The following is a 26,502-nucleotide window of genomic DNA, read 5'->3' on the forward strand; positions in this document are numbered from 1 at the left end:
TCGACGGGCCGTCAGCCGGCCGTCGGCGCACCCTCAGCGCACCCTCAGCGGATCCGCAGCGGCCCGGAAGGGCCCTCGGGCAGGGTCGGAACCACCGAGTCGCCGAGCGGCGGGAAGGAGTGACCGACATGACCAGGTACGCGGGCCGCCGGGCCGTCCTCCTCGGCCAGGACACCGACATCGGCCTGGCCATCGCCAAACGCCTGGTGGAGGGCGGGGCGCTGGTCCTGCTGGCCGCCCGCACCGCCGGGGAACGCGCCCGGGCCAGGGCCGAGCTGGGCTCCACCGCCACCGTCGTCGAGCGCGCCGAGGACGGCGGTACCGGTCTCGACGACACCGACCTCCTGTTCGCCGACGCCGTGGCGGGGGTCCGCCCGCTGCTGCCGTACCTCCGGGACGGCGGCGCGGTGGTGCTCACCGCCCCGGCGCCACCCTCCGACGCCGTGCGGGCGCTCGCCGCCGAACTGGTCTCGCGCGGCATCCGGGTCAACGCGGTGGCCCCGGGCTGCATCGAGGCGGCGCCCGCGGGCGGCCCGGCGCTGCCACCGCTCGGCCGGCTCGGCTCCGCCGAGGAGGTCGCCCGCGCCGCGCTCTTCCTGGCCACCGACGCGACCTTCACCACCGGCGCCCGGCTCCCCGTCGACGGCGGGCTGGGCCACTCCTGGCCCGCCCCGCGACCTCCTCTTCGCACCACCCGTCCGCCCCGTCCCCTGGAACATCCGGAGCACGCCCCATGAGCACCTCACCCGACATCACCGACGCCCCCGGCGCGGAGACCCGCTCCTCGCCCCCCGCGGCGGCGGGGGGCGAGGAACCGCAGAAGCTTCCGCTGCTCGCCCTGATCGCCCTCGCCACCGCCGTCTTCATCACCAGCCTCACCGAGACCCTCCCCGCCGGCCTGCTCCCCTCGATGAGCTCGGACCTCGCGGTGAGCGAGTCCGCGACCGGCCAGACCGTCACGATCTACGCGATCGGCACCGCCCTGACCGCGATCCCGCTCGCCTCGGCCACCGCCGGCTGGCGGCGCAAGCGGCTGCTCCTGACGGCCATGGCGGGCTTCGCCGTGGCCAACACCGTCACGGCGGTGTCGTCGATCTACGGGCTGACGATGGTCGCGCGGTTCGTCGCGGGTGTCGCCGCCGGTCTAGCCTGGGCGCTGCTCGCCGGCTACGCACGGCGGATGGCCCCCGTGGCACTCCAGGGCAAGGCGATCGCCATCGCGATGGCCGGCATCCCGGTCGCGCTCTCGCTCGGCGTCCCGGCCGGCACCTTCCTCGGCACCCAGACCGACTGGCGCGTGCCGTTCTTCGTGATGACCGGTCTCACCGTCCTGCTGCTGGTGTGGATCTCCGCCACCGTGCCCGACTACCCCGGCCAGCGGGCCGGCGAGCGGCCGAAGATGCTGCGGGCGCTGAAGGTGCCCGGGGTGACCCCCGTGCTCTTCGTGACGCTGGTCTTCGTCCTGGCGCACACCGTGCTGTACGCCTACATCGCCACCTTCCTCGACGACCACGGCCTGGGCGACAGCACCGACCTGGTGCTGCTGGTCTTCGGCGGCGCCTCGCTCGCGAGCATCTGGATCGTCGGCTCGCAGATCCACGCCAAGCTGCGCGCGCTCACCGTCGCCAGCACCCTGCTCGTCGCGGTGGCCGCGCTGCTGCTCGCGGTGCTCGCCGACACCACGGCCCTGGTGTACATCGCGGCCGCCCTGTGGGGTCTGGGCTGGGGCGGCATTCCGACCCTGCTGCAGACGGCGGTGGCCGACGCGGGCGGTGACCAGGCCGACGCGGCCCAGACCATGCTCGTGACGCTGTGGAACGTCGCGATGGCCGCCGGCGGCATCATCGGCGGTGTCCTGCTCGACGTGAGCGGCAGTGACTCCTTCCCCTGGACGGTGCTGCTGCTCCTGCTGCCGGTGCTCGTGGTGGTCCTGGTGGCCCGCAGCCACGGCTTCCCCGCCAAGCGGCCCACGCCCCAGGGCTCCTAGGCTCCCGGGCTCGCAGGCCTCCTGGAGCTCCTTGAGCTCCTTGAGCTCCTGGAGCACGACCGGGCGGGGTCCAGTGATCCCGCCCTCCCCGGAACGGCCACCGAAGGCAACCTGACCCCCGGGCCTTCGGTGGCTTCCGGCGTTCCCCCGGCCTCCTCGCTCGCCTCTCCGCGTCTCCGCGTACCCGCCGTACCCGCCGTACCCGCCTCCCGCTCCCCCGCCGTGCCGCGCCGTTCGGCCCAAGTTCCGGGTGTCGCGGCAGATTTCATGAGCTGTTGACACGAGCGCCGGGGCTGCCGTCCGTGCCCGCCCGGGCCGGAGCCGCCGCCCGCCCGTCCACAGCCCGCTGACCAGCGGCCGAAGGACCTCGGGTACGCCCGCGGCCGCCGGCCGCCAGCTGGGCGGGCAGCCTCGCCGGATCTGTGCCGGGAGCATTTCCACAGCGTGTCTCCGCAGGTCGGAGCGGATATCCGGCCGGTCGGCCGGGTTCCGCCTGGTTGCCGTGCCAAGCGGTACTTTTGTTGTGCGAACGACGCCCCGGGCCGCGACCCGGGGAGCGGACGAGGGTGGGCACGGAGGGGCGTGGCGTCCGGAGGAGGAGCAGGGAAGATGAGGACCGTACTCGTGGTGGAACGGGAGATCAGCTCCGCCGAATCGATGGTGCGCGACCTGCGCCGGCAGGGCTTCGTCGCCCGCAGCGTGGGCACCGGCGCACAGGCCCTCCGCACGTACCGCGAGGCCGATCTGGTGCTGCTCTCGCTGGAACTGCCGGACGTCGACGGCATCGAGGTGTGCCGGAGCCTGCGGACCGAGAGCGACGTCCCACTGATCGCCTTCACCCGTCGCGACGACGAGTTGGAGCGGGTGCTCGCCCTGAAGGCGGGAGCCGACGACTGCGTCGCCCAGACCTGGGGCTTCCGGGAGATGGGGGCCCGCATCGACGCGGTGCTCCGCCGGTCCTCCCGCCGCTCCGGGCCGGCGGCGCCCGAGGCCATCTCGCTGCTCCCGCTGCACATCGATCCGCGGACCCGCGAAGTGCGCCTGCGCGACCGGCTGATCGAGGTGACGTCGAAGGAGTTCGAGCTGCTCTACATCCTCGCCGCCAACTCCGAGACCGTGGTGTCGCGCAAGGAGTTGATGGCGAAGGTGTGGGGCAGTGACTGGGGGCAGGCCAGCCGCACCATCGACACCCATGTGAGCACCCTGCGCGCGAAGCTCGGCTCCAGCCGGTGGATCATCACCGTCCGCGGGATCGGCTACCGGATGGGACACGCCGCACGGTCGAAGGGACCGGCGCCCGGCGACCCGTCCGGCGCCCCGGCCGCCCCGCACGAGGGGGCCGCCGAGGATCAGCGGGTGGCGAACTCGGTCTGGTAGTCGGGCAGGGCGATCGTGCTGCTGACCTTCCGGCCCAGCTCCAGCATCCGGTTCAGGACCCAGCGCCGGCCCAACAGTCCGTCGCGCAGCCGGAGTCCGGCCGCCGTGCCCGGCGCCAGGAAGGGCCCGGTCCGGTCGCCGCCCCGCTGGCAGCCCTCGGCGTAGCCGCGCACCGCGTCCTCGTACCGGGCGAAGGCGGTGCGGTGGTCGCCCCGGGCGCGGGCGAGTTCGCCGGCCAGGACGTACGCGGCGACCATCGCGGTACCGGTGCCCATGCCGCCGATGGTCGCGCCGCAGGCGGCGTCCCCGACCAGGGCGATCCGGCCGGCGGACCAGGCGGGGACGTCCGCCCGGCTGATCGAGTCGAAGTACAGCTCCGGGGTCTCGCGCAGACTCTCCAGCAGTCGGGGCACCTCCCAGCCGAGACCCGCGAAGGCGTCCGCGAGCAGCGCCTTCTGCTGCTCCTGGTCGTGCCGGTCGTAGGGCAGCTCGGGTGAGGCGAACAGGAAGAAGGCGCCGGCCCGGGTCCGGTCCCGGTGGTCCGCGCCGACCGCGGCGAGCCGCCCGGGCACGTTGAGGCCGACCGAACCGGGCGGCAGACCGAGGTAGTTGGGCAGTTGCCAGGTGGCGGCGTAGTAGCCGAGGTGGCGGACGAAGCGCTGCTCGGGGCCGAAGGCCAGCCGGCGGACGGTGGAGTGCAGACCGTCCGCGCCGACCACCAGGCCGAACTCGCGCGGCGACCCGTGGCGGAACTCCACCCGGACGCCGTCGGGCGTCTCCTCCAGCGCGGTCACCGTGTCGCCGAAGACGTACTCGGTGGACGGCAGGCTGTGCCGGTGGAGCAGCCGGGCCAGTTCGCCGCGCGGCACCTCGACCTCGCCACCGGCGAAGTCCGCCGGCAGGTGGAGCCGGCGCCGACCGTGCCGGTCGACGAAGTCCAGCGGGCTGCCACCGGTGTCGATCCGGCGCAACTCGTCGAGCAGGCCCATCCGTTGCAGCACCGTCAGGTGCGCGTCGCCGCGGAAGTCGACGGCCTGGCCGCCGCCGCGCAGGGCGGGAGCCAGCTCGACGACGGTGGGCTCGAAGCCGTACTGCCCGAGCCAGTACGCCAGTGCCGGGCCGGCGATGCTCGCGCCCGAGATGAGGACTTTGGTACCCATGTGAACCACTCCGTCCGGGAGAGCCGAGAAACTGTGTCCACTGGACACTGATTGCTGCTGTGTACGGTAGACACAGTTAGGTCGGTTCGGCAAGGGCCGACCCGGAACGGGACGGGAGCGGGAGCTTGAGCAGCACATCCGGCGACGGGGCCGAGGCGACGGCACGGCTGCTCTGGGGGCCGCCCCCGAAGCCGACCCGCGGGCCCAAACCGGCGCTCAGCCTGGACCGGATCGCCCGGGCCGGGATCGGGATCGCGGACGCGGAGGGACTGGGCGCCGTCTCCATGCAGCGGGTGGCCGGCCTGCTCGACTACACCAAGATGGCGCTCTACCGCTATGTGCCGGGCAAGGCCGAACTGGTGGCCCTGATGGTCGAGACGGCGATCGACGAACCGGCCGGGGCCGGACCGGGGGCCCCGGCGGCGAACCGGGACCTGACGGGCGCCTCGCCCGCCTGGCGCACCGAACTCCACTCCTGGACGGGCCAGTTGGCCACCACCTTCGGCGCGCACCCCTGGCTGATCGACGCCACCGTCGGCCCCCGGGTGCTCGGCCCGAAGGAACTCGGCTGGCTGGAGCGGGTGGTGGCCGCCCTCGACGGCACCGGACTGACCGGGCCGGAGCGGATGGACACCGCCGTCCTGCTGGCCGGCCACGTCCGCAGCATCACCGCACAGGCGCGCGCGGCCGGACCGGGCGGGGAGCCGGAGTCCCGGCTGCTGGCCGTCGTCGGCGGGCTGGTCCATGAGCACGCCGACCGCTTCCCGGCGCTCGCGGCGGCGATGGCCGTGCGGGACGGGCGTGACCGGGCGCTGGAGTTCGGCCTGGAGCGCATCCTGGACGGCCTGGCGGCCCTGATCGCCCGGCGGAACGGGCTGACGGGCTGACGGGCTGACGGGCTGACGGGCTGACGGGCGTCCGACCGTCAGCCCACGTCAACGGTGGCGCGGGTCAGCGCGGGTCAGCGCGAGTTACGCGGGTCGGCGCGGGTTACGCGGGTCGGCGCGAGTGGCGCAGGTCCTCCAGCTCGGTGGTCATCCGGCCGAGGAAACGGGCCACCGCCGCCAGCTCCACCGGGGTGAACTCGCCGCGCACCGCCTCGGTGCGCCGGGCCACCGGCGCGAACCACTCGGCGGCCATCCGCCCGGCACCGGGCAGGTAGTGCACCAGGACCTGCCGACGGTCGGCGGCGTCCCTGGTCCGGCGGATGTGTCCGGCCCGCTCCAGCCGGTCCAGTACGGCGGTGACCGCCCCCGAGGTGAGGGCCAGCTCCTCGCCGAGCCGGCCGGGGGTGGTCCCGCCCCGGCCGGGCTCGGCCCGCATCACGGCGAGCAGCGCCTGGACGTCGGTGGCGTGCAGACCGCTGGCGGCGGCGAAGCCGTGCCCGAGCAGGTTCATCTCGGAGGCGAGGGCCTGGAGGAGCCGCCCGAGCGCCGGGGTGTCGGAGGGTACGGTCGCGGACGGGTCCGCAGGCGCCGGGCTTTCGGACGGTGCCGGGGCGGGCGGGGGCGTGCTCGGGTCCTGCTCCGACAAGGTCATCCGCTCCGGTCGCCTACGGTGTTCCACCCGCTGTTACCCGTTCAGCCTAACCGGCCGGGCACCCTCGGGCGGCCTCGCCGACCGGCTCGGGCGCCGCCGTACCGACCGCCGTACGACCCGGCCGGGCCGGCCACCAGACCCGCTCGCCCAGGTCCCGGACCAGCGCGGGCACCAGCAGCGAGCGCACCAGCAGGGTGTCCAGCAGCACGCCGAAGGCGACGATGAACGCGATCTGGGCCATGAAGGCCAGCGGGATCACACCCAGCGCGGCGAAGGTCGCGGCCAGCACCACCCCGGCCGAGGTGATCACCCCGCCGGTGGCCGTCAGCCCGCGCAGCACCCCCTCCCGGGTGCCGACCCGCATCGTCTCCTCACGGACCCTGGTCATCAGGAAGATGTTGTAGTCCACCCCCAGCGCGACCAGGAACACGTACCCGTACAGCGGCACGGAGGGGTCGATGGCGGAGAAGCCGAAGACGTGGTCGAAGACCACCGCGCTGACGCCGAGCGTGGCCAGGTAGGACAGCGCGACGGTACCGGCGAGCAGCAGCGGAGCGAGCAGCGAGCGCAGCAGCACCACGAGCACGGCGAGGATGCAGAGCAGCACGACCGGCATGATCAGCGCCCGGTCGCGCTCCGCCGTGATCCGGGTGTCGTACTGCTGCGCGGTGTAGCCGCCGACCAGCGCGTCCCCGCCCGGCACCGCGTGCACGGCCTGCCGCAGGCTCCGGACGGTGGCGATGGCCGCGTCGCTGTCGGCCGGGTCGGCGAGCGTGACGTCCAGCCGGACCCGCCCGTCCACCTCCGCCGGGGCACCGCCGGGCGCACCGCCGGTGTACGGACGGACGCCGGCCACCCCTGGGACGGCTGCCGCGGCGGCGACCGCCTCGGCCCGCCCGGCGGCGGCGATCACCACGGCCGGGTTGCCGGCGCCGCCGGGGAAGTGCTTCGAGAGCAGCGCCTGCCCGGCCGCCGAGGGCTGGGCCTTGATGAAGAGTTCGCTCTGCGGCACGCCGCCCGAGTCCAGGGTCGGCGCGAAGGCGGCCAGCGCGGCGAGCACGGCCAGGCCGGCGGCCCAGGTGACCCGCGGCCGGCTCCCGACCAGGGCGGCCACCCGCTGCCAGACGGCGTTCACCGGGGCGCGCCCGTCGGCGGCCGGCCGGGCCGGCCAGTAGGCGGCGCGGCCGAGCAGGACGAGCGCGGCCGGCAGGAAGGTCAGCGCGGAGAGCACCGCGCAGCCGATGCCGATAGCGCCGACCGGGCCGAGCGCCCGGTTGTTGGTGAGGTCGGAGAGCAGCAGGACGAGCAGGCCGAGGGCGACCGTCGTCCCGGAGGCCGCGATCGGCTCGACGGACTGCCGCCAGGCGGTGCGCATCGCCGCGAACCGGTCACCGTGGAGGTGCAGTTCCTCGCGGAAGCGGGCGGAGAGCAGCAGTCCGTAGTCGGTGGCCGCGCCGATCACCAGGATCGACAGCAGACCCTGCACCTGGCCGTCCACCCGGACCAGGCCGTGGTCGGCGAGCAGGTAGACCAGCGCGCAGGAGACTCCGAGGGCGAACACCGCGCCGAGGATCACCAGCAGCGGCAGCAGCAGGCTGCGGTAGACGGCGAGGAGGATCAGCAGCACCACGCCGAGGGCCACGCCGAGCAGCAGTCCGTCGATGCCGGCGAAGGCACCGCCGAGGTCGGCCGCGACCGCCGCCGGACCGGCCAGGCCGACGGTGGTGTCCGGGACCTGGTCGGCGAGTTCGCGGACGGCGCGGACGCTGTCCCCGGTCTGCCGGCCGAGGTCGGAGCGGAGCTGGACGACGCCCTGGAGCGCCCGGCCGTCCTCGGACGGCACGGCGGGCGACACCCGGCCGGTGGCACCGGGGACGGCCGAGGCCTCCTGCAGCGCCCGGCCGGCGGCGGCGCGCTGGGCCTCGCCGACCGCTCCGGTGCGACTCTCCCAGACGACGATCACCGGGAGCGTGGCCGCCGTCCGGAAGTCCTCCCCGAGCCGGGCCACCTCGGTGGACTCGGCGCTGCGGGGCAGGAAGGCGGCCCGGTCGTTGGTGGCCACCTCGGAGAGCTTCCCGGCGTAGGAGCCGAAGGCGCCGCCCAGGCCGAGCCAGACGGCCAGCAGGACGAGCGGAACCAGCAGTCTGGTTCGACGCCGGGAGGCGGGGCGGGGAGCGGCTGAACCGGTGCGCATCGCGGAGCGCCCTTCGGGCGGGGGCAGGTGACGGACCTCCGCATCATATCTCTCGATGATTGAGAGACTTGACCATCAAGAGGCATGGCGGCCCGACGGCTGCTTCCGACTCCCCCCGAGCAGCCCGGCCACCGAGAGCGCACCCCAGCCGACGGAGACGGCCACCGCCATCACCCGGTGCCGGCGCTCCGGCAACGCGGTGGCCAGCAGGGCGGCATCGCCCAGGTCGGAGGCGATGCGCACCAGGGTGGCCGCGCGCAGCGCGGAGTCGTCGGGTGCGAAGGCCATCGCCAGGCCGCAGGCGGCGTCCCGGAAGGCGAGCGGGCGCAGACAGGCCGCGGTGGAGCGCGGCAGCGAGCCGTCGGCGGCGGTCAGTCCGGAGGGGGCGGCCAGCAGGGCGGGCCGGCGGGTCACGGCGAGGCCGTAGACGGCGGTGGCGGCGCCGGTCAGCCGGAGCAGACGAGAGTTCATGGCGCGGATCTCCCTGAGTCGGTGAGCGAGGTCGGTGAGCGAGGTCGGTGAGCGAGGTCGGTGAGCGAGGTCGGTGAGCGAGGTCGGTGAGCGAGGTCGGTGGGCGAGGTCGGTGAGCGAGGTTCGTGGACGGCCCGTTGGTCCGGGAGGAAGGCTGGGCGGTTCGCGGCGCCTCCGGGCCGGAAGTCCCACCGCCCTCAGTGGTGGCCGTGTCGGCCGAGGGTTTCCTCCGGGGTCGCCCCCGGGCGGGTCCACATGTGCTGGTAGGCCACGAGTTCGTCGCGGCCCTGGAACAGGTCCAGGAACGGGACGGGGCCGTCGGGGCCGACGACCTCGACCGTCCCGTCGAGCTCCACCATCGGCAGCCGTCGCCGGGCCGCGGCGATGGCGTCGGCCTCACGGGCGTGGGCCTTCTCCCGGACCAGCAGCTCGTCCCGGGCGGCCTGCCAGGTCGCCAGGTCGACCACGGGCGGGCGTCCGGGCAGCGAGGGGGGCGAATCGTCCGACGTGGTCGTCATGGTGTCCTCCGTGGTGTCGTGGTGACCGGGCGGCGGCGTTCGCCCTCCTACGACACCAGAGAGGTCCGACAACACCCGGCCGGACGCGCGCGCCCGGCCGAAATCCGCCACCCCGACTCGGCGACCCGACCCGCCACACCGACGCGCCGACCCGACCCCATGCCCGACGACAAGCCCCCGGCCCGACCGAACGGCCCGCGCACCCCCTCGGGGTACGCGGGCCGCGGGCAGGATCTACCGGGTCAGCCCGTGATCGGCTTGGTGTCGAGGCGGACGTGGTCGACGGCCCAGAACCAGTTGTTGCCGGCGTCGTACATCCGGAACTTCAGGGTCACCGAGCGGGCACCCGCCGGAACGGAGAACTGCTTGGTGACGAAGGCGTTCTGGACGTCCATGCCGGCGTTGTCGTTACCGGTCGGGTCGCTGCTGTAGTAGACCAGCCGGGTCTCGGTGCCGTTGTCGAAGACGGCGGTGACGGCCGCCTTCTGCGGGGCCTCCTGCCGGTAGTGCGAGTCGAAGGCGAGGTGGAGGGTGCTCGCGCCGGCCGGCAGCTGGACGGCGGGCGAGACCAGGGTGGAGTCGAAGACCCCCTTGCGGGACGGCGAACCGGTGTCGTCCCAGTCGTCCGGGTCGGCGACCGCGAGGATGCCCAGGCCGCGGCTGAAGTTGCCGCGGTCCTGCCCGGCCGGGGAGGACCAGGCGCGCTTGGTGTGGAACGTCCAGCCCTGGAGTCGGGTGGTGCCCTGCGGCATGGCCGGCGCGTTCACCACCGACCAGCCCTGCGGCGCCTGCGGCGTCCAGCCGAGCACGCCGGCCAGCGGCTGGAGGGAGCCGGCCAGCGACTCGAAGTCCTCGCCGAGCAGGTGACCGGCCATCACGGGGGCGGTGCGCGCCGCGATCTCGCCGTCGGCGATCGCGAAGCGGCTGCCGGCCGCCGCGCGGGCGGTGACCAGGATCCGGTGGGTGGCGCCGTCCGGCAGCACGGCGGGCGGGGTGACGTCCCACTCGGCGGTCGCGGCGGCACCGGCGGCGAGCGAGGCGGGCGGCGGGGTGACGGCGGTGACCGCCCAGCCGGCCGGCACGACCGGCTGGACCTCGATCGCGGTCAGCGCGGCGGTCGCGGTGAACCGGGCGGCGACCCGGGCCGGACGGCCGGGCAGCAGGATCGCCTCGTCGATCGTGGTGGACGCGGCCTTGAGCGTGACGTCCAGGGCCAGCGGGTCGGCGAGGCCCATCGCCGGGTCGGTCACCAGGTGGTCGCCGTCCCACGGGAAGCGCCCGGCGATCCGGCGGCGGAAGCCGAGCTCGCCGCGGACGCCCACCGCGACGTCGTACCAGCCCTCCGGGCCGACCTTGACGTTGACGGTCCGGTCGTCGCCCGCCGCGACCCGCACCTCGCGCAGCCCGTCGCCGTAGGCGAGGTCGCCGACCAGGAAGGTCTGGGCGGTGCGGGTGCGGTTGATCACGTCGACCTCCAGCACCTTGCCGTTCTGCTCTTCGGAGAGCGAGATCTCGTACGCCGAGGCGGCGTCCCCGCGCAGGTGCCAGAGCGCGCCGTTCGGGCCGTGCACCCGCAGGTCGTAGCCCTCGGGGCCGACCGTCCAGACGTCGGAGAGGCGGCTCTTGGCGCCCACGGTGTAGTGGCGCGGCGCGGTGCCGGGCGCCGGGTAGACGGCGAAGACGGCGGCCTGGCGGCCCTGGTTGATGAAGTCGACGGTCAGCTCGTCGCCCTTGAGCTTCGGCTTGACCAGCAGGTCGTACGGGCTGATCCGGGCGGTGCGGGTGCCGCGCTGCTGCTGCGGGAAGGCCTGCGGATCGGGCACCGTGGGCGCGGGCAGCTTGCCGGTGTCGACGACCTTCTGCCGGTTGCCGCTGGTGTCGGGCAGCTGCGGCCAGACCGGGTTGCGCCCGGAGAAGTCGAAGACGTTGGTGAGGTCGCCGGTCACGGCTCTGCGCCATGGGCTGATGTTGGGCTCCTCGATGCCGAAGCGCTGCTCCAGCAGGCGCAGCACCGAGGTGTGGTCGTAGACCGTGGAGTCGACCACGCCGCCGCGCGTCCACGGCGAGACGACGATCATCGGGACGCGCACGCCCAGGCCCATCGGGTACGGGCCGGAGACCAGGGTCTCGCCCGCGGGCAGGGTGTCGGACCAGGAGAGCGAGCCGTCGGCGGCCTTCACCCGGTACTTGCCGTCCTGACCGACCACCCGGTGGTAAGTCGAGCCGCCCTTGGAGACCCGGACCACGACCTCGCCGTCGACCGGGACGGTCGACTTGCCGCGCCCGGCGGCCAGCGGCGGGACGGGCGGCAGCTGGTGGTCGAAGAAGCCGCCGTGCTCGTCGTAGTTGAGGATGAAGACGGTCTTCTCCCACACCTCCGGCTTAGCGGCGAGCGCGGCGAGCAGCCGGGCCGTCAGGTGCTCGCCGTTCGGCGGGGCGTAGTTGGCGTGCTCGGAGAGCGCGGCGGGCGCGACCAGCCAGGAGACCTGCGGCAGCCGGTCGGCCTGGACGTCGGCGGTGAACGCCTCGACGAGGGCGTCGCCCATCGCGAAGGGGTCGTCCTTCTTCGCCGGGTCACCGACCGCGCGCAGGCCGCGCTCGTAGAGCGGCTCGCCCGGCTTGGCCTTGACGAAGGGGGTGAACCAGGCGAGCGCGTTGTCGTCGAAGTTGTCCAGCGCCTGGTAGGTCTTCCAGCTGATGCCGGCCTTCTGCAGCCGCTCGGCGTAGGTGGTCCACTCGTAGCCGCCGGGGATCTCGGTGTTGTCGGTCACCGGGGTGCCCCGCACCGTGCCGCCGCTGGTCCCGGTCATCAGGTGCTCGCGGTTGGTGTTGGTGTTGCACTGCACCGACGCGTAGTAGGCGTCACAGGTCGTGAAGACCGAGGCGAGCGCGTTGTAGAAGGGCATGTCGGCGGGCTCGTAGTAGCCCTGGCCGAGCCAGCCGCCGGAGCGGCGGGTGACCGAACCGTCGGCGCGGCCGTCGTTCCAGGCGTTCATCGAGTCGACGAAGCCGAACGCCGGGGCGCCCTGCTGGTAGGCGTTGGTGTGGGCCGCGTTCATCGGGAACGGCAGCAGGTGGCCCTCCTTGCGCCCCGGGTCGGGCTGGTGGAACACCGAGCGCCCGTTGACCCCGCGCACCGCCGTCCGGTCGCCGAAGCCGCGCACGCCGGGGAGCGTACCGAAGTAGTGGTCGAACGCGCGGTTCTCCTGCATGAACACCACGACGTGCTGGATGTCCGCCAGCTTGCCGGGGCGGGCCGGCGCGGCGAGCGCCTCACGCACGCTGAGCGGGAGGGCGGACAGCACGGCGGCCGCCGCCGCGCCGCCGAGCAGGGTGCGGCGCGACAGTTCGGGCATCGGAATCATCGGGGGACGGCTCCTTGATCACGGATGCTGGGCCTCCGTTTCGGCCCAGACCCGTTATGTATAGGCGTCCGAGATCAACGGAAGTGGACCGGTTCGATGGCGTTTCGATGACGGACAGAGAACCCCGAGCTGTACAGACAACTTGACTGCACCTGCCATCCCTCCCGCCGCCGCCCCCGACCGCCGTCGCCCCCGGTCCGAACCCGCCGTCGGGGCGGCCCTCAGGACCGCCACCGGGACGGCTTGTGGCGGAGGATAGTTGACGAACCGTCGGACCGCCCCGCCCGGGTCGTGAACAACCCTTGACGAGGCATGTGGTCTGTGGAAATCTCACGACAGGTCCAGGCCAATGATCTTTCCACGGGGGAGAAGATCGGACCGCTTGACGCATCAGGGGGGAACCTGGGAGTCGGGTCGGCCTTGCTCCAGCGGCCTGTCGACCGGTCCGCGGGGCGGCCCGGACCGCATCCGACGGCCGCGCCCTCCACCGGGCCGCACCGTCGCGGCGGAACCCGGTCGGACGGGTCACCGCAGCCCCGCCTCCGACTCCCGAATCGAGCCCGCCATGTCCGCCTCCCCCGTCGACTCCGCCGCCACTCCGGGCTCGCCCGCGGCACCAGTCTCCTCCATCACACCGGGCCCGTCCGCCGCACCGGAGGAGGAGCCCGTGAGAGCGGCGAACCCTCCGGCCCGGGCCGGGCGCCCCGCCTCCCCCGCCCAGCACGGGATCTGGCTGACGACCAGGCGGACCGCCGTCCCCGAGGCCTTCCACCTCGCCCTGCGGTTCCGTTTCGACCGGATCGACGCCGACGCCCTGGCACGGGCCGTCGCCGCCACCGTCACCCGCCACCCCGCGCTCGCGGCGGCGCTGGTCGAGGAGGACGGCCTGGTCCGCGAGGTCCCGGCGGGGCGGCCGCCCGCGCTCACCGTCGTCGACGCGACGGCCGACAGCGGCGAAGGCCTGGCCAAGCGACTGGCCGAGGAACTGGCCCTCCCGTTCGACCTCGCCGCCGGACCGCTCGCCCGGTTCACCCTGCTCCGGCGGGCCGGTGGGGCGGCCGACCTGCTGGTGGTGGCCCACCACGCGGTGTTCGACGGGCACTCCAAGGACGTCCTGGCCGCCGACCTCGCCACCGCCTACGCCGCCGCGCGAGCCGGCGGACCGGCCGCCGCCGACTCCCCCGCCGCCGACCCCGCGACCTCCGACCCCGCGACCTCCGACCCCACGTCCCTCGACCCCGCCGCCCCCGACAACCGGCGCGACGCCCTCGGGATCGAACCCGAGCCCGAGGCCGTCCGCCGGGCGGCCGCCTTCCACGGCCCCCGGTGGGCCGCCGCCACCGACCCGGTGCTGCCCCACGGCCCCCGGGCCACCACCGACGCCGGCCGGGGCGAGGCCGTCACCTGGCGGCTCGACGGCGCCGGCCGGACCGCCCTGGTCGACGCCGCGCGCGACTGCGGGGTCACCGTCTTCGAGTTCCTGCTCGCCGGCCTGCACGGCCTGCTGCGGCGCTACGGCGGCGAGGCCGTCCCGGTCGCCGTCCCCTTCGCCACCCGCCGTCCGGAACGGCGCGACGACATCGGCCTCTTCGTCAACGAGCTGCCGGTGCACGCCCCGGCCGGCGCCGGGGAGGAGGTGACGTTCGCGGAGTACGCCCGGGCCGTCCGGGCCGAGGTCCGCCTGGTCTCGGCCCACCGCGCCGTCCCGTTCGGCGCGGCCGTGCCCGGGCTCACGCCGCGGACCGGTCTGGCGCCCGTCTCGTTCGGCTACCGCCGCCGCACCACCGCCGACCCGGTGTTCCCGGGTAGCACCACCCGGGTCGACTGGACCGTGTTCCCGCACGCCTCCCGCAACACGCTGCACCTCCAGGCGGTCGAGGACGCCGGGGCCGTCGGCTTCTCCCTCCAGTACGACCCGGCCGTCCTGTCCCCCGCCGCCGCCCGGCGCATCGCCGGACACCTCGCCGCCCTGCTCGCCGCCGCCACGGCCGACCCGGGAGCGGACCTGGCGGACCTGCCGCTGCTCGACGAGACCGAGCAGCGGCTCGTCACGAGCACCTGGAACGCCACCGAGCACGCCTACCCCGCCGACCGGACGGTGCTCGACCTGGTCCGCGAGCGCGCCGGCGCCACGCCCGAGGCCCTCGCGGTGGTGGCCGGCGCCGAGCGCCTGACGTACCGGGAGCTGCTGCGGCGCACCGACCGGCTGGCGAACGCGCTGACCACGGCCGGCGTCGACCGGGACGACCTGGTCGCTCTGCACCTCGGCCGCACCGCCGACCTGCCGGCCGCGCTGCTCGCCGTGCACACCGTCGGCGCCGCCTACCTGCCGCTCGACCCCGGCTACCCGGCCGAACGGCTCGCCCTCGTCCTGGCGGACTCCGGCGCCACGCTGCTGCTGGCCGACCGCGAGCCAGCCCCCGAGGTGGCCGCCGCGGCCCCGACGCTGCTGCGGCTCACCCACGCGGCGGGCGACACGGCGGACGACGCGCCGGCGGACGACGCGCCGGCAGACGACCCGGCCGCCACCCGGACCGCGCCCGGCCGGCTCGCCTACGTGCTCTACACCTCCGGCTCGACCGGCCGCCCCAAGGGCGTCGAGATCGGCCACCGCGCGCTGGTCAACCTGCTCTCCGGCTTCGCCGACCGGCTCGGCTCGGGCCCCCGGGACGTCTGGCTCGGCCTCACCTCGCTCTCCTTCGACATCTCCGCGCTCGAACTGCTGCTGCCGCTGGTCACCGGCGGGCGGCTGGTGCTCGCGCCGGACGGCCTCGCCGTCGACGGCCCGGGCCTGCGGTCGCTGGTCGAGCGCGAGGGCGTCACCCACGCCCAGGCCACCCCCTCGGGCTGGCGGGTCCTGCTGGGCGCCGGACCGCTGCCGCCCGGCCTGACCGCCCTGGTCGGCGGGGAGGCCCTGCCGCTGCCGCTGGCCCGCGAGCTGCGGGCGGGCACCGACCGGCTCCTCAACGTCTACGGACCGACCGAGACCACCGTCTGGTCCACCTGCGCCGAGGTCCCGGCCGCACCGGAGGCCGTCCGGATCGGCCGACCGATCGCCAACACCCGCGCGTACGTGCTGGACGGGCGGCGCCGGCCGCTCCCGATCGGTGTGCCGGGCGAGCTGTACCTCGGCGGTGACGGGGTCGCCGAGGGCTACCTGGACCGGCCGGGGCTGACCGCCGAACGCTTCGTCGAGGACCCGTTCGGCGCGCCCGGCGAGCGGCTCTACCGCACCGGCGACCTCGTGGCCTGGACCGCCGACGGCGAACTGGAGTTCCTCGGCAGGCTCGACGACCAGGTCAAGATCCGCGGCCACCGGATCGAGCTCGGCGAGATCGAGTCGGCGCTGCTGGCCCACCCCGCGATCGCCGAGGCGGCCGCCGCCGTCCGGCGGGACGAAGCGGCCGGCGACGGGTCGCCGTTCGTCGCCGGTTACCTCGTCCCGGCGCCCGGGGCAGCCGTGCCGGACGCCGCCGAGCTGCGCGCGTTCCTCCAGCTGACGCTGCCGGCCGCCGCCGTACCGCAGCGCTTCGCGGTGCTCGACCGGCTGCCCCTGACGCCGAACGGCAAACTGGACCGCCGTGCGCTGCCCGTCCCCCCACGCCCGACCGACGCCGCGAGCCGGGGCTCGACCGGGGCGACCGGAGCAGCCGGGCAGCAGGAGCACGACGAGGTGCTCGACGCCGTGCTCGGGATCTGGGCCGAGGTGCTCGGACTGCCCGACCTGGGCCCCGAGGACGACCTGTTCGAACTCGGCGGGCACTCCCTGACGATCATCCAGATCACCGCCAGGATCCGCGACCTGCTCGGCGTCGAGCTCGACTTCGACGTCTTCTTCGCCACCCCGACGCCGCTCGGCATCGCCGCGGCCGTCCGCGACCTGCGCTGACCTCCCGGGCGGGCGCGCTGCACCGCGCCCGCCCGCTCACCCCGCGGCCGCTCCCGCCCCGAGGGCACCGCCACCTCCGACGTGCGCCGAAATGGATCACCGATGACCGACATCCAGGACCCCACGGCCGGGCTGTCCGCGACCAAGCGCGCCCTGCTCGCCCAGCGGCTGCGGACCGCCTCCGCCCCCGCCAGAACCGTGCCGGCCAGACCGCCCGGCACCGCCCCGCCGCTCTCCAGCGGCCAGGAACGGCTCTGGTTCATGGACCAGTTCGCCCCCGGCTCCACGGCCTACACGCTGGCCCCGGCCCGCCGGCTGCGCGGGCCGCTCGACCGCGACGCGCTGGACGCCGCCCTGACCGACCTGGTCGCGCGGCACGAGGCGCTGCGGATGACCTTCCCCGGCACCCCCGAGGGCACCGCCGAGGTCCGCGTCGCCGAACCCGCCCCGTGCGCGGCCCGGTTCGTCGACGCCACCGCCGACCCGGACCCGGCCGGGCGTGCCACCGCCGAACTCGGCGCCCTGGCGGCCGAGCCCTTCGACCTGGCCGCCGGACCGCTGCTGCGCGCCCTGCTGGTCCGCATCGCACCCGACGAGCACGTGCTCGCGCTGGTGATGCACCACATCGTCAGCGACGGCTGGTCGCTGGACATCCTCCACCGCGAGCTGGACGCGCTCTACGCCCGGCACGCCGACGGCACCCCGGACGGCCTGGCGGCCCCCGCCGTCCGGTTCGGCGACTACGCGCACTGGCAGCGCGAGCGGCTGACCGGCGGCGCGCTGGCCGCCTCCCGCGCCTACTGGCGGACCGAGCTGCGCGACGTCCCCGTCCTCGACCTGCCCACCGACCGACCGCGGCCCCCGGTGCTGACCTTCGACGGCGCCGCCCTGGAGTTCCACTGGGGTGCGGACCTCGGCAGCGGCGTCAACGCCCTGGCCCGCTCCGCCAACGCGTCCGCGTACATGGTGCTGATGGCCGCGCTGCAGACCCTGCTGGGCCGGCACACCGGCTTGCGGGACTTCGCCGTCGGCTCGGCCGTCGCGGGCCGCCTCCACCGCGAACTGGAGGACGTCGTCGGGCTGTTCGTCAACATCCTGCCGATCCGGGCCCGGCTGGAGGGCGACCCGACCTTCACCGAGCTGCTCGCCCGGGTCCGCGAGACCACCCTCGACGCGTACACCCACCAGGAGGTGCCCTTCGAGCAGATGGTGGCCGACCTGGAGATCGAGCGCGACGTCAGCCGGTCGGCCGTCTTCCAGGTGAGCTTCGCCTTCCAGAACTACGGCGACCGCACCGCGAGCAGCACCCGCACCAGCACCGGCACCAGCGCCCGCCCCGGTGGCGCTCCGGCCCGGGAGGGCTTCGGCCACGAGGCCACCACCACCCGCACCGACCTGGCGCTCTACCTGCGGGAGAAGTCCGACGGCGGCCTGTACGGGCTGCTCACCTACCGCACCGACCTCTTCGACGCCGCGACCGTCCGGCGCCTGGTCGAGCGGTTCGAACTGCTCCTCGCCGCCGCGGTGGCCGACCCGGCCCGCCCGGTCTCCCGGCTGCCGCTGCTCACCCCCGGCGAACGGCGGGACGTGCTGGAGACCTGGGCCGCCGGCCCGCCGCTGCCCCCCACCGCCGGTGCGCCGGACACCCTGACGGCGCTGCTCGCCGCCACCGCCCGGGACCACCCGGAGCGCCCGGCCGTGGTCCTCGGGGACCGCACGCTCGACTACCGCGAGCTGGAGCAGCGGGCCGCCGGCCTCGCCCGGCGGCTGCGGGCGCTCGGTGTGCGGCCCGACGACCGGGTCGCGGTCTGCCTGGAGCAGTCCCCCGAACTGGCGGCGGCCCTGGTCGGCGTGCTCAAGTCCGGCGGTGCCTACCTGCCGCTGGACCCGGAGCAGCCGTCCGCCCGGCTCGCCCACCTGGTGGCCGACGCCGAGGTCCGGGTGCTGGTCACCGACACCGCGCTGCGGGGGCGCTTCCCCGGCTACACCGGCGCCGAGCTGCTGCTCGACGCGGACCCGCCCGGCCCGGAGCCCCTCGCGCCCGATCCGGAACCGCTGGACGAGGCCGCCGGCCCGGACCACCTGGCCTACGTGATCTACACCTCGGGCTCGACCGGCGCCCCCAAGGGCGTCGCCGTCCAGCACCGGCAGATCCTCAACTACCTGGCCGGGGTGCGCGAGCGGCTGCGGATCGAGCCCGGCGCGAGCTACGGGCTGCTGCAGTCGCTGTCCTTCGACTTCAGCATCACGATGCTCTACCTGGCGCTGAGCAGCGGCGGCCGGGTCCACCTGCTCCCCCGCCGGATCGCCGGCGCCGAACTCGCCGAGCAGATCGAGGCCCTGGAGCTCGACTACCTCAAGATGACCCCCTCGCACCTGGCCGCGCTCGGCTCCGACGCCCCGCTGGAGCGGCTGCTGCCCCGCCGGGCGCTGGTGCTCGGCGGCGAGGCCTCGGCCTGGCCGTGGGCCGCCGAACTGGCCGCCCTGGACCGCTGCGCGGTGTTCAACCACTACGGCCCCACCGAGGCGACCGTGGGCGTCACCGTCCACGAGGTCACCGCCGGCGCGGCCGGTCCGGGGAGCACCCCCATCGGCACCCCGCTCGCCGGGGCCCGCTGCCACGTGCTCGACGAGGCGCTGCAGCCCGTGCCGCCGGGCGTCACCGGCGAGCTGTACCTGGGCGGCGACCGGCTCGCCCGCGGCTACCTGGGCCGCCCCGACCTGACCGCCGAGCGCTTCGTCGAGGACCCGTTCGGCGCGCCCGATGACCGGCTCTACCGCACCGGCGACCTCGCGCGCTGGCGGCCCGACGGCGCCCTCGACTACCTGGGACGCGGCGACGACCAGATCAAGGTGCGCGGCTACCGGGTGGAGCCGGGCGAGATCGAGGCCGCCCTCACCGCCCTGCCCGGCATCACCCAGGCCGTGGTGCTGGCGCGCGGCGAGGGACTGCGGCAGGCGCTGGTCGGCTACCTCGAACACCCGGGCGGGGGCCCGGCGCCGGCGCCCGCCGAGCTGCGCGAGGCCCTCGCCGAGGTGCTGCCCGACTACATGGTGCCGGCCCGCTTCGTCGTCCTCGACCGGCTCCCCCTGCTGGCCCACGGCAAGGTCGACCGCCGCTCGCTGCCCGAGCCCGAGGAGCCCGCCGCCGCCGGCGAGTTCGTCGAACCGCAGGACGAGGCCGAGCGGTTCCTCGCCGGGCTCTGGGCCGAACTGCTGGGGGTCCCCCGGGTCGGCGCCCTGGACGACTTCTTCGAACTCGGCGGGCACTCGCTGCTCGCCACCCAGGTGGTCGCCCGGCTGCGCCGGGCCTACCCCGAACTCCCCACTCCGGTCGGGGTGATGGACCTCTTCAAGTACCCCACCGTCCGGCGCCTCGCCGCCCTGCTCAGCGACCAGGACGCCGACCGCGGCCCCCGCCGCCTGCTGCACCGGCTCACCCCGGCCGGCCGCCGGACCACCGCCAGCATCGTCTGCACCCCGTACGGCGGCGGCAGCGCGCTCATCTACAAGCCGCTCGCCGACGCGCTGCCCGCCGACTGGGCGCTGCACTCGCTGGCCGTCCCCGGCCACGAGCTGGGCGAGGAGGCGATGGACATCGACGAGGTGGCCGCCCGCTGCGCCCAGGAGATCGTCGACACCGTCGAGGGGCGGATCGTCCTCTACGGCCACTGCGGGGTCGGGGTCCGGCTCGCCGTGGAGGTCGCCCGCCTGGTCGAGGCGGCCGGGCGGGAGATCGAGGCCGTGCACCTCGGCGGGATCTTCCCGTTCGCCCGGCCGCGCGGGCGCGGCGCCGCCGTCGGCGAGCGGTGGGCGCGGATCGCCGACCGGCTCCGCAGCGACCAGGGCATGGTCAACGCCCTGGCGGCGGCCGGTCTGGACACCGACGAGGTCGGCGCCGAGCAGCTGCGCCTGATGGTGCGCAACCGCCGGACCGGTACGAAGGAGGCCGAGCGGTACTTCACCCGGCTCTTCGAGAGCGAGGACGGCCGGATCTCCGCACCGGTGATCGCGGTCTGCGGCGACCGGGACCCGGCCACCGAGTTCTACGAGGAGCGGTACCGGGAGTGGCACCGGCTCAGCGACACCACCGGTGTGGTGGTGCTCGACGAGGCCGGCCACTTCTATCTCAAGTACCGGGCCGCCGAACTCGCCGAGATCCTGACCACCGTGCACCGCTCGGTCGCGGCGGGGCGGGAGCGGCGGCACGAACGGGCCGACGGCGCCACCTGGTGGCTGGCCGGCCTCTCCCGGGACGGCGCCGAGCACAGCGCTCACGCCCGCCCCGCCGCGCCCGGCGCGCGCACCCCGGCCGGTGCGAAGAGCCCGGCAGCGGCACGGCCGACCATGCGGCGGTTCCTCGGCGTCGCCGCCGGGCAGCAGATCTCCATGATCGGCTCGGCGCTCACCGAGTTCGCCCTGCCGGTCTGGATCTACCTGACCACCGGTTCCCTCGCCCAGTTCGGCCTGCTGGCGGCCTGCGGGCTGGTGCCCGGCATCCTGGCAGCGCCGATCGCCGGCGCCGTCGTGGACCGCGGCGACCGGCGCCGGATCATGCTGTACGGCGACGTCGCGGCCGGCCTGACCCAGGCGGTGATGCTGCTGCTGTTCCTCGCCGACGGCCTGCGGGTCTGGCACGCGTACGTCCTGATCGCGGTGCTCTCGACGGCGCTCACCTTCCAGCGGCTGGCCTGGAACTCGGCCGTCCCGCAGCTCGTGCCGAAGCGGTTCCTCGGCCGGGCCAACGGCATCGTCCAGATGGCCTTCGGGCTGGCCCAGTTCCTGGTGCCGCTGTTCGCCGTCGGACTGCTCGCCGCGCTCGGCCTCGGCGGCATCCTCGCCCTCGACGTGGCGAGTTACGTGGTGGCCACCGCCGTCACGCTGGCCGTGCGCTTCCCGGACGTGATGGCGGCCCGGCGGCGGGAGAGCGTCGCCGCCGAGATCCGGGCCGGGTTCCGGCGCGCGCTGGGCAGCCGGCACTTCCGCGCGATGCTGCTGTTCTTCGCCGTCCTCAACATCTTCCTCTCCCCGCTGTTCCTGCTCACCACCCCGCTGGTGCTCTCCTTCGCCCCGCTCGCGGCGGCCGGGTGGGTCGCCGTCGCCGCCGGCCTGGGCGCCGTGCTGGGCGGTCTGACCCTGCTGGTCTGGGGCGGGCCCCGGCGGTTGCGGCTGCGCGGCGTCCTGTTCGCCACCCTCGGGCTGGCCGGCGCCTGCCTGGTGACCGGTCTGCGGCCCTCGGTGCTGCCGGTGGCGCTCGGCGCCTTCGGCATGGCCTACGCACTGGCCCTGGTCAACGGCGTCTACGCGACGATCGTGCAGACCAAGGTCCCGCTGCGGTTCCACGGCCGGGTGATCGCGGTGAACACCATGGTCGCCTGGTCCACCCTGCCGGTCGGCTTCGCCGTGGTGGCGCCGCTCGGGCCGCGCCTGGTCCAGCCGTGGGTCGACGAGGACGGCGCGCTCGCCGGCACCGTCGGACGGCTGATCGGCACCGGCGAGGGGCGCGGCATCGGCCTGCTCTACCTGCTGTTCGGCCTGGCCATGGTGCTGCTGGTGCTGGCCTGCCTGGCCGTTCCCGCGCTGCGCCACTTCGACCGCGACGTCCCCGACGCCGAGCCCGACGACCTGGTGGGCCTGGCCGCCCTGACGGGCCGCGCCACCACGACCGCCCAGCCCACCCCGACTCCCACTCCCACCGCCATCCTCACCACCGCGCCCGCCGACACCCCGCCCGCGCGCCGTACCGGAACCGAGGCCGCCGTCCGATGACCAGCACCGACCAGACGACCGGCGCCGCCCGCCCGACCGAGGCCGCCCACCCGCTCACCGAGGAGCAGCGGCGCCTCTGGTTCCTCCAGCAACTCAATCCCGCCGACACGGGCTTCACCATGTACCTCTGCCGGCGCTGGAGCGGTCCGCTCGACCAGGGCGCGCTGCGCGCCGCGCTGGACCGGCTGACGGCCCGCCACGAGACCCTGCGCACCCGGTTCGCCCTGGACGGCGAGGCGCCCGTCCAGTTGGTCGAGCCGCCCGCGCCGGTCCCGCTCGCCCTGGTCGAGCTGGCCCCCGGCGCGAGCGAGCGCGACTTCACCGAGGCCTGCCGGCCGGCCGTCAACGCGCCCTTCGACCTGGCCGAGCGGCCGCCGCTGCGGGCCGTCCTGGTCTCCGCCGGGCCGGACGAGCACGCGCTGGCCGTGGTGGTGCACCACATCGTCTCGGACGGCTGGTCGTTCCGGATCCTCTGGCGCGAACTGCTCGCCCTCTACCGGGAGGAGACCGGCGAGGCGCCGGCCGGCCTGGCACCGCTCCCCCTCCGGTACGGCGACATCGCCCGCGCCGAGCGGGAGCGCGCGGCGGCCGGCGGCGCCGAGGCCGCGTTCCGCTACTGGGCCGAGAAGCTGGCCGGCACCGGTCGGCTGCGGCTGCCGCTGGACCACCCGCGGCCGGACCACCCGCGGCATCCGGCCGGCTTCGCCCCGGTCGAGCTCGGCCCCGGACTCACGGCGGCCCTGGACGCACTGGCCCGGCGCGAGCGCTGCACCCCGTTCATGGTGCTGCTGGCCGCCTACCAGTGCGTGCTGGCCCGCTGGACCGGCACCCGGGACTTCCTGGTGGGCACCCCCCTGGCAGGTCGGACCGAGGCCGCCCAGGAGGCACTGGTCGGCTACTTCGCCCGGACCGGGATCATCCGCGCCGACCTCACCGGCGAGCCGGACTTCCGGACGGTCCTGCACCGGGTGCGGACGGCCACCCTGGGCGCGCTGAGCCACCAGGAGGTACCGGTGGAGCGGCTCGCCACCCACCTGGACCTGCCCGCCGAGGCCGGCGCCGCGCCGCTCTACCAGGCGGTGTTCGTCCACCAGAGCCAGTACGACCTGGCCGGCGGCGACGGCGGCGCCGACCTGCCGGCCGGGGTGCGCACCGCCTCGATGGACTCCGGCTTCGAACGCGCCAAGACCGATCTGCTGCTCGACAGCTGGCGGACGCCGGACGGCGGTCTGACGCTCTCCTTCGCCTTCGACCGGGAGGTCCTCGACGACACGACGGTCGCCGCGCTCGGCGCCCGCTGCCGGGCCCTGCTCGCCGCCGCCGTCGAGGACGCGGCGCTGCCGCTGCACGGCGACTGGCTGATCGGGCCGGCGGAGGAGGCCGAACTCCTCGCGCTCGGCACCGGACCGGCGCCCGGCCACACCGGGCCGGTGCGCCCGTGGCTCCCCCGCTTCGCGGAACGCGTCGCCGCCGCGCCGGACGCCCCGGCCCTGGAGTGCGACGGCCGCACCCTCTCCTACGCCGAACTCGACCGGCGGGCCGACGACCTGGCCGCCCGGCTCGGACCCGTCGCCGGTCAGCTGGTGGCGGTCCGGCTGGCGCCCTCGCTCGACCTGGTGGTCGCGCTGCTGGCGGTCTGGAAGGCCGGGGCCGGCTACCTGCCGATCGACCCGGCCCACCCCGAGGAGCGGCGGCGGCTGATGCTCCGCGAGTCGGGCGCCGTCCTGCTGCTCACCGACGAGGACAGCGAGGGCGACGGCGAGGGCGAGGGCGCCGAGAGCGGCGCGGGCCCGCGGATCGTCCCGGCCGCCGCGCCCTCCCCGGGTGCGGACCGGGCCGGGCTGGCGTACGTCCTCTACACCTCCGGCTCCACCGGTACCCCCAAGGCGGTGGCCGTCGACCACCCGGCCCTCGCCGCCCGGGTCGACTGGATGGCCGGCCCGGACGGCTACCGGCTGGCGCCCGGTGACCGGATCGTCCAGTTCGCCTCGATCGGCTTCGACACCCACGCCGAGGAGCTCTGGCCCGCCCTCGCCGCCGGCGCCTGCGTGGTCCTGCTCCCGGGCGGCGGGCGCACCCTGCCCGAGCTGCTCCGCGGCCCGCACGGCCGGTCGGTCACGGTGCTCGACCTGCCCACGGCGTACTGGGAGGAACTGGTCTCCCTCGACGGGCGGACGCCCTGGCCGGCCGCCCTGCGGCTGGTGGTGCTCGGCGGCTCCGAGGCCCGCGCGGACTCCGTCGCCCGCTGGCGGGAGCGGCACGGCGACGCCGTCCGGCTCGTCAACACCTACGGCCCGACCGAGGCCACCGTGATCGTCACCGCCGCCGACCTCACCGCCCCGGACACCACCCGGCGCCCGCCCCTCGGCCGCCCGCTCCCCGGCGTCCGGCTCTACGTCCTCGACGAGAACGGCGCCCTGCTCCCGCGCGGCTCCGCGGGCGAGCTGCACATCGGCGGCGCCGGCCTGGCCCGCGGCTACCTGGGCCGCCCCGACCTCACCGACGCCGCCTTCCGCCCCGACCCCTTCACCGGCACGAGCCCCGGCGCGCGGATGTACCGCACCGGCGACCGGGCCCGCTGGCGCGCCGACGGGCAGTTGGAGTACCTGGGCCGCACCGACGAGCAGATCAAGCTGCGCGGGTACCGGATCGAACCGGCCGAGATCGAGGCCGCCCTCAGCGGCCACCCGGAGGTGGCCCGAGCGGCCGCCGTCGTCCTCGCCGGCCGCCTGGTCGGCTACGCCGTCCCGGCCCCCGGCGCCGAACCCGCAGCGGCCGCCCTGCGCGAGCACCTGGCCCGGTCGCTGCCCGCCTACCTCGTCCCGGACACCGTCGTCCTCCTCGACCGGCTGCCGCTGACCCTCAACGGCAAGCTCGACACCGCTGCCCTCCCCACCCCCGACCCGACCGCCACCGCCGAGTACCTGGCCCCGCGCACCGACGCCGAACAGCTCGTCACCGACCTCTGGGGGGAGGTCCTGGGCCTCCCCCGGGTCGGCGTCCTCGACGACTTCTTCGCCCTCGGCGGCGACTCCCTCCTGGTCACCCGCGTGGTCGCCCGGATCCGCGCCGCCGTCGGCCTGGACGTCCCGATCCGCGACGCCTTCGAACTCTCCACCGCCGCCGCCCTCGCCGCCCGGATCGAGGACCTGCTGATCGCCGAGATCGAGGCCCTCAGCGAGGAGGAGGCCGCCGCCCGGCTCACCGACTGAACGTCCGGAACGCGTAACGCCTGTCGCCCCGCCGGAGGTTCGGTGGGGCGACAGGCGTCACGGGTGGCTACGGGGCCGGGGTGGCGGGCGGGAGGAGGGGACCGGTGAGCAGGGTGCCGGTCTCGGAGTAGGGCCAGCCGTTCGGGACGCACCCGTGCAGGCCCTTGATCTGCTGCATCATCACCGGCGCCGGCTGACCCGGGCCGGGGCAGTCGACGTGGCCGAGGCCGAGGATGTGGCCGACCTCGTGGTTGACCGCGAGCGCGTGGTACTGCTCCGGCTGGCCGGTGTAGAACTCGGTCAGCTCGTTCCAGCGCTTGGCGTTGATGACCACCTGGTGGCCCACCCCGCAGTTCACCGACCCGCCGGTGTCCAGCCCGTACTGGCCGCATATCCGGTCGGTGGTCTTCGGGCTCGCCAGGTAGACGGTGAAGTCCACCGGGTCGGCGGGCATCCGCTGGAAGGAGCGCGTGCCGTCGGCGGCCCAGCCGCGCCGGACGTCACCGAGGACGGCGTCGACCGCGGCGGCGAACTGCTCGGGGCTCTCCTTGAGCCCCTTCTCGGCCCGGACCTTGTAACGGTAGACGTGCTCGCCGCTGCCGAAGAGCGGGGAGCCCCCGGTGGCCGTGGTGAACGCCATCGGGTCCAGCGCCTTGGCGGCGGGCGGGGCCCAGGGCTTCCACCACAGCAGGCCGGCGGTCAGGGCGCCGATCAGCACCACGGCGAGCCCGCCCGCCCAGAGCTTCGCTCCGGCGGACACGCGCCGGAGCCCCCCGAGGCCCCTCATCGGCCGCTCCCCGCCGTGGGGCGGCCGCACCGGAGCGCCGGCCGTGGCACCCGGGGCGTCGGAAGGACGGTGGCGGCGGGTCGGAGGCGGTCCGAGGTCTGCGGCGACATGGTGGGGCGAGACTCCTGTACGAAGGGACGAACGTATGCACGATTGTGCAGGAAAGAACGGACGCCGACGGACGACCGGTTCAAAACGGCCGCTTCCGCCCGCTGCCGACCCCGTGCACGCACC

Annotated in this window: 13 protein-coding genes and 1 pseudogene; 7 read left to right on the forward strand and 7 right to left on the reverse strand. The window is 75.3% G+C overall.

Features of this window, described 5'->3' with window-relative positions; genetic code table 11:
* Positions 1–128 precede the first annotated feature (128 nt).
* The 3 genes from ACZ34W_RS18395 (at position 129) to ACZ34W_RS18405 (ending at position 3,364) form a co-directional block, all read left to right on the forward strand.
* Positions 129–737: an SDR family oxidoreductase gene (locus ACZ34W_RS18395; protein ID WP_465605373.1), complete on the forward strand. Its 609-nt coding sequence runs from the start codon at positions 129–131 to the stop codon at positions 735–737.
* A complete protein-coding gene (locus ACZ34W_RS18400; protein ID WP_465605375.1) occupies positions 734–1,987 on the forward strand; it encodes an MFS transporter in 1,254 nt (417 codons plus the stop codon). Before ACZ34W_RS18395 ends, ACZ34W_RS18400 begins: the two co-directional genes overlap by 4 nt.
* A gap of 609 nt (positions 1,988–2,596) precedes the next feature.
* A complete protein-coding gene (locus ACZ34W_RS18405) occupies positions 2,597–3,364 on the forward strand; it encodes a response regulator transcription factor (RefSeq protein WP_329491360.1) in 768 nt (255 codons plus the stop codon).
* Here ACZ34W_RS18405 and ACZ34W_RS18410 read toward each other — a convergent pair.
* Positions 3,337–4,524, reverse strand: a complete 1,188-nt coding sequence (locus ACZ34W_RS18410; RefSeq protein WP_465605377.1) for an FAD-dependent monooxygenase — start codon at positions 4,522–4,524, stop codon at positions 3,337–3,339. The genes ACZ34W_RS18405 and ACZ34W_RS18410 overlap by 28 nt on opposite strands.
* A 125-nt stretch (positions 4,525–4,649) precedes the next feature.
* Here ACZ34W_RS18410 and ACZ34W_RS18415 point away from each other — a divergent pair, with 125 nt between their 5' ends.
* The gene (locus ACZ34W_RS18415) at positions 4,650–5,411 is read left to right on the forward strand and encodes a TetR/AcrR family transcriptional regulator (RefSeq protein WP_465605379.1); all 762 of its coding nucleotides are present in this window, start codon (positions 4,650–4,652) and stop codon (positions 5,409–5,411) included.
* Positions 5,412–5,514: 103 nt separating this feature from the next.
* Here the strand turns inward: ACZ34W_RS18415 and ACZ34W_RS18420 are convergent, their stop codons facing one another.
* From ACZ34W_RS18420 to ACZ34W_RS18440, 5 genes and pseudogenes are all read right to left on the reverse strand, one after another.
* The gene (locus ACZ34W_RS18420) at positions 5,515–6,063 is read right to left on the reverse strand and encodes a MarR family winged helix-turn-helix transcriptional regulator (protein ID WP_465605381.1); all 549 of its coding nucleotides are present in this window, start codon (positions 6,061–6,063) and stop codon (positions 5,515–5,517) included.
* Between the two features lie 46 nt (positions 6,064–6,109).
* Positions 6,110–8,257 carry an MMPL family transporter gene (locus tag ACZ34W_RS18425; RefSeq protein WP_465605383.1) on the reverse strand — a complete coding sequence of 716 codons (2,148 nt, stop codon included), beginning with the start codon at positions 8,255–8,257 and terminating at the stop codon, positions 6,110–6,112.
* Positions 8,258–8,332: 75 nt separating this feature from the next.
* Entirely contained in the window at positions 8,333–8,728 is a 396-nt protein-coding gene (locus tag ACZ34W_RS18430; RefSeq protein ID WP_465605385.1) for a hypothetical protein, read from the reverse strand.
* Positions 8,729–8,979: 251 nt separating this feature from the next.
* Positions 8,980–9,246 (reverse strand): annotated as a pseudogene (locus tag ACZ34W_RS18435) (DUF899 family protein); the annotation flags it as partial.
* Positions 9,247–9,488: 242 nt separating this feature from the next.
* Positions 9,489–12,611, reverse strand: a complete 3,123-nt coding sequence (locus ACZ34W_RS18440; protein ID WP_465605387.1) for a phosphocholine-specific phospholipase C — start codon at positions 12,609–12,611, stop codon at positions 9,489–9,491.
* 667 nt (positions 12,612–13,278) lie between these two features.
* On the opposite strand from ACZ34W_RS18440, the gene ACZ34W_RS18445 reads away from it, so the two are divergent.
* The 3 genes from ACZ34W_RS18445 to ACZ34W_RS18455 all read left to right on the forward strand — a co-directional run bounded on the left by ACZ34W_RS18445 (position 13,279) and on the right by ACZ34W_RS18455 (position 25,481).
* On the forward strand, positions 13,279–16,500 hold the full coding sequence (locus tag ACZ34W_RS18445; protein ID WP_465605388.1) for a non-ribosomal peptide synthetase: 3,222 nt from the start codon (positions 13,279–13,281) through the stop codon (positions 16,498–16,500).
* 102 nt (positions 16,501–16,602) lie between these two features.
* Positions 16,603–22,269: an amino acid adenylation domain-containing protein gene (locus tag ACZ34W_RS18450; protein WP_465605390.1), complete on the forward strand. Its 5,667-nt coding sequence runs from the start codon at positions 16,603–16,605 to the stop codon at positions 22,267–22,269.
* Positions 22,266–25,481 carry an amino acid adenylation domain-containing protein gene (locus tag ACZ34W_RS18455; protein WP_465605392.1) on the forward strand — a complete coding sequence of 1,072 codons (3,216 nt, stop codon included), beginning with the start codon at positions 22,266–22,268 and terminating at the stop codon, positions 25,479–25,481. The genes ACZ34W_RS18450 and ACZ34W_RS18455 overlap by 4 nt, the downstream gene beginning before the upstream one ends.
* Positions 25,482–25,548: 67 nt before the next feature.
* Here the strand turns inward: ACZ34W_RS18455 and ACZ34W_RS18460 are convergent, their stop codons facing one another.
* Entirely contained in the window at positions 25,549–26,241 is a 693-nt protein-coding gene (locus tag ACZ34W_RS18460) for a DUF3152 domain-containing protein (protein WP_329491349.1), read from the reverse strand.
* Between the last annotated feature and the right edge of the window lie 261 nt (positions 26,242–26,502).

The organism is Kitasatospora sp. NPDC022856, from assembly GCF_055561235.1.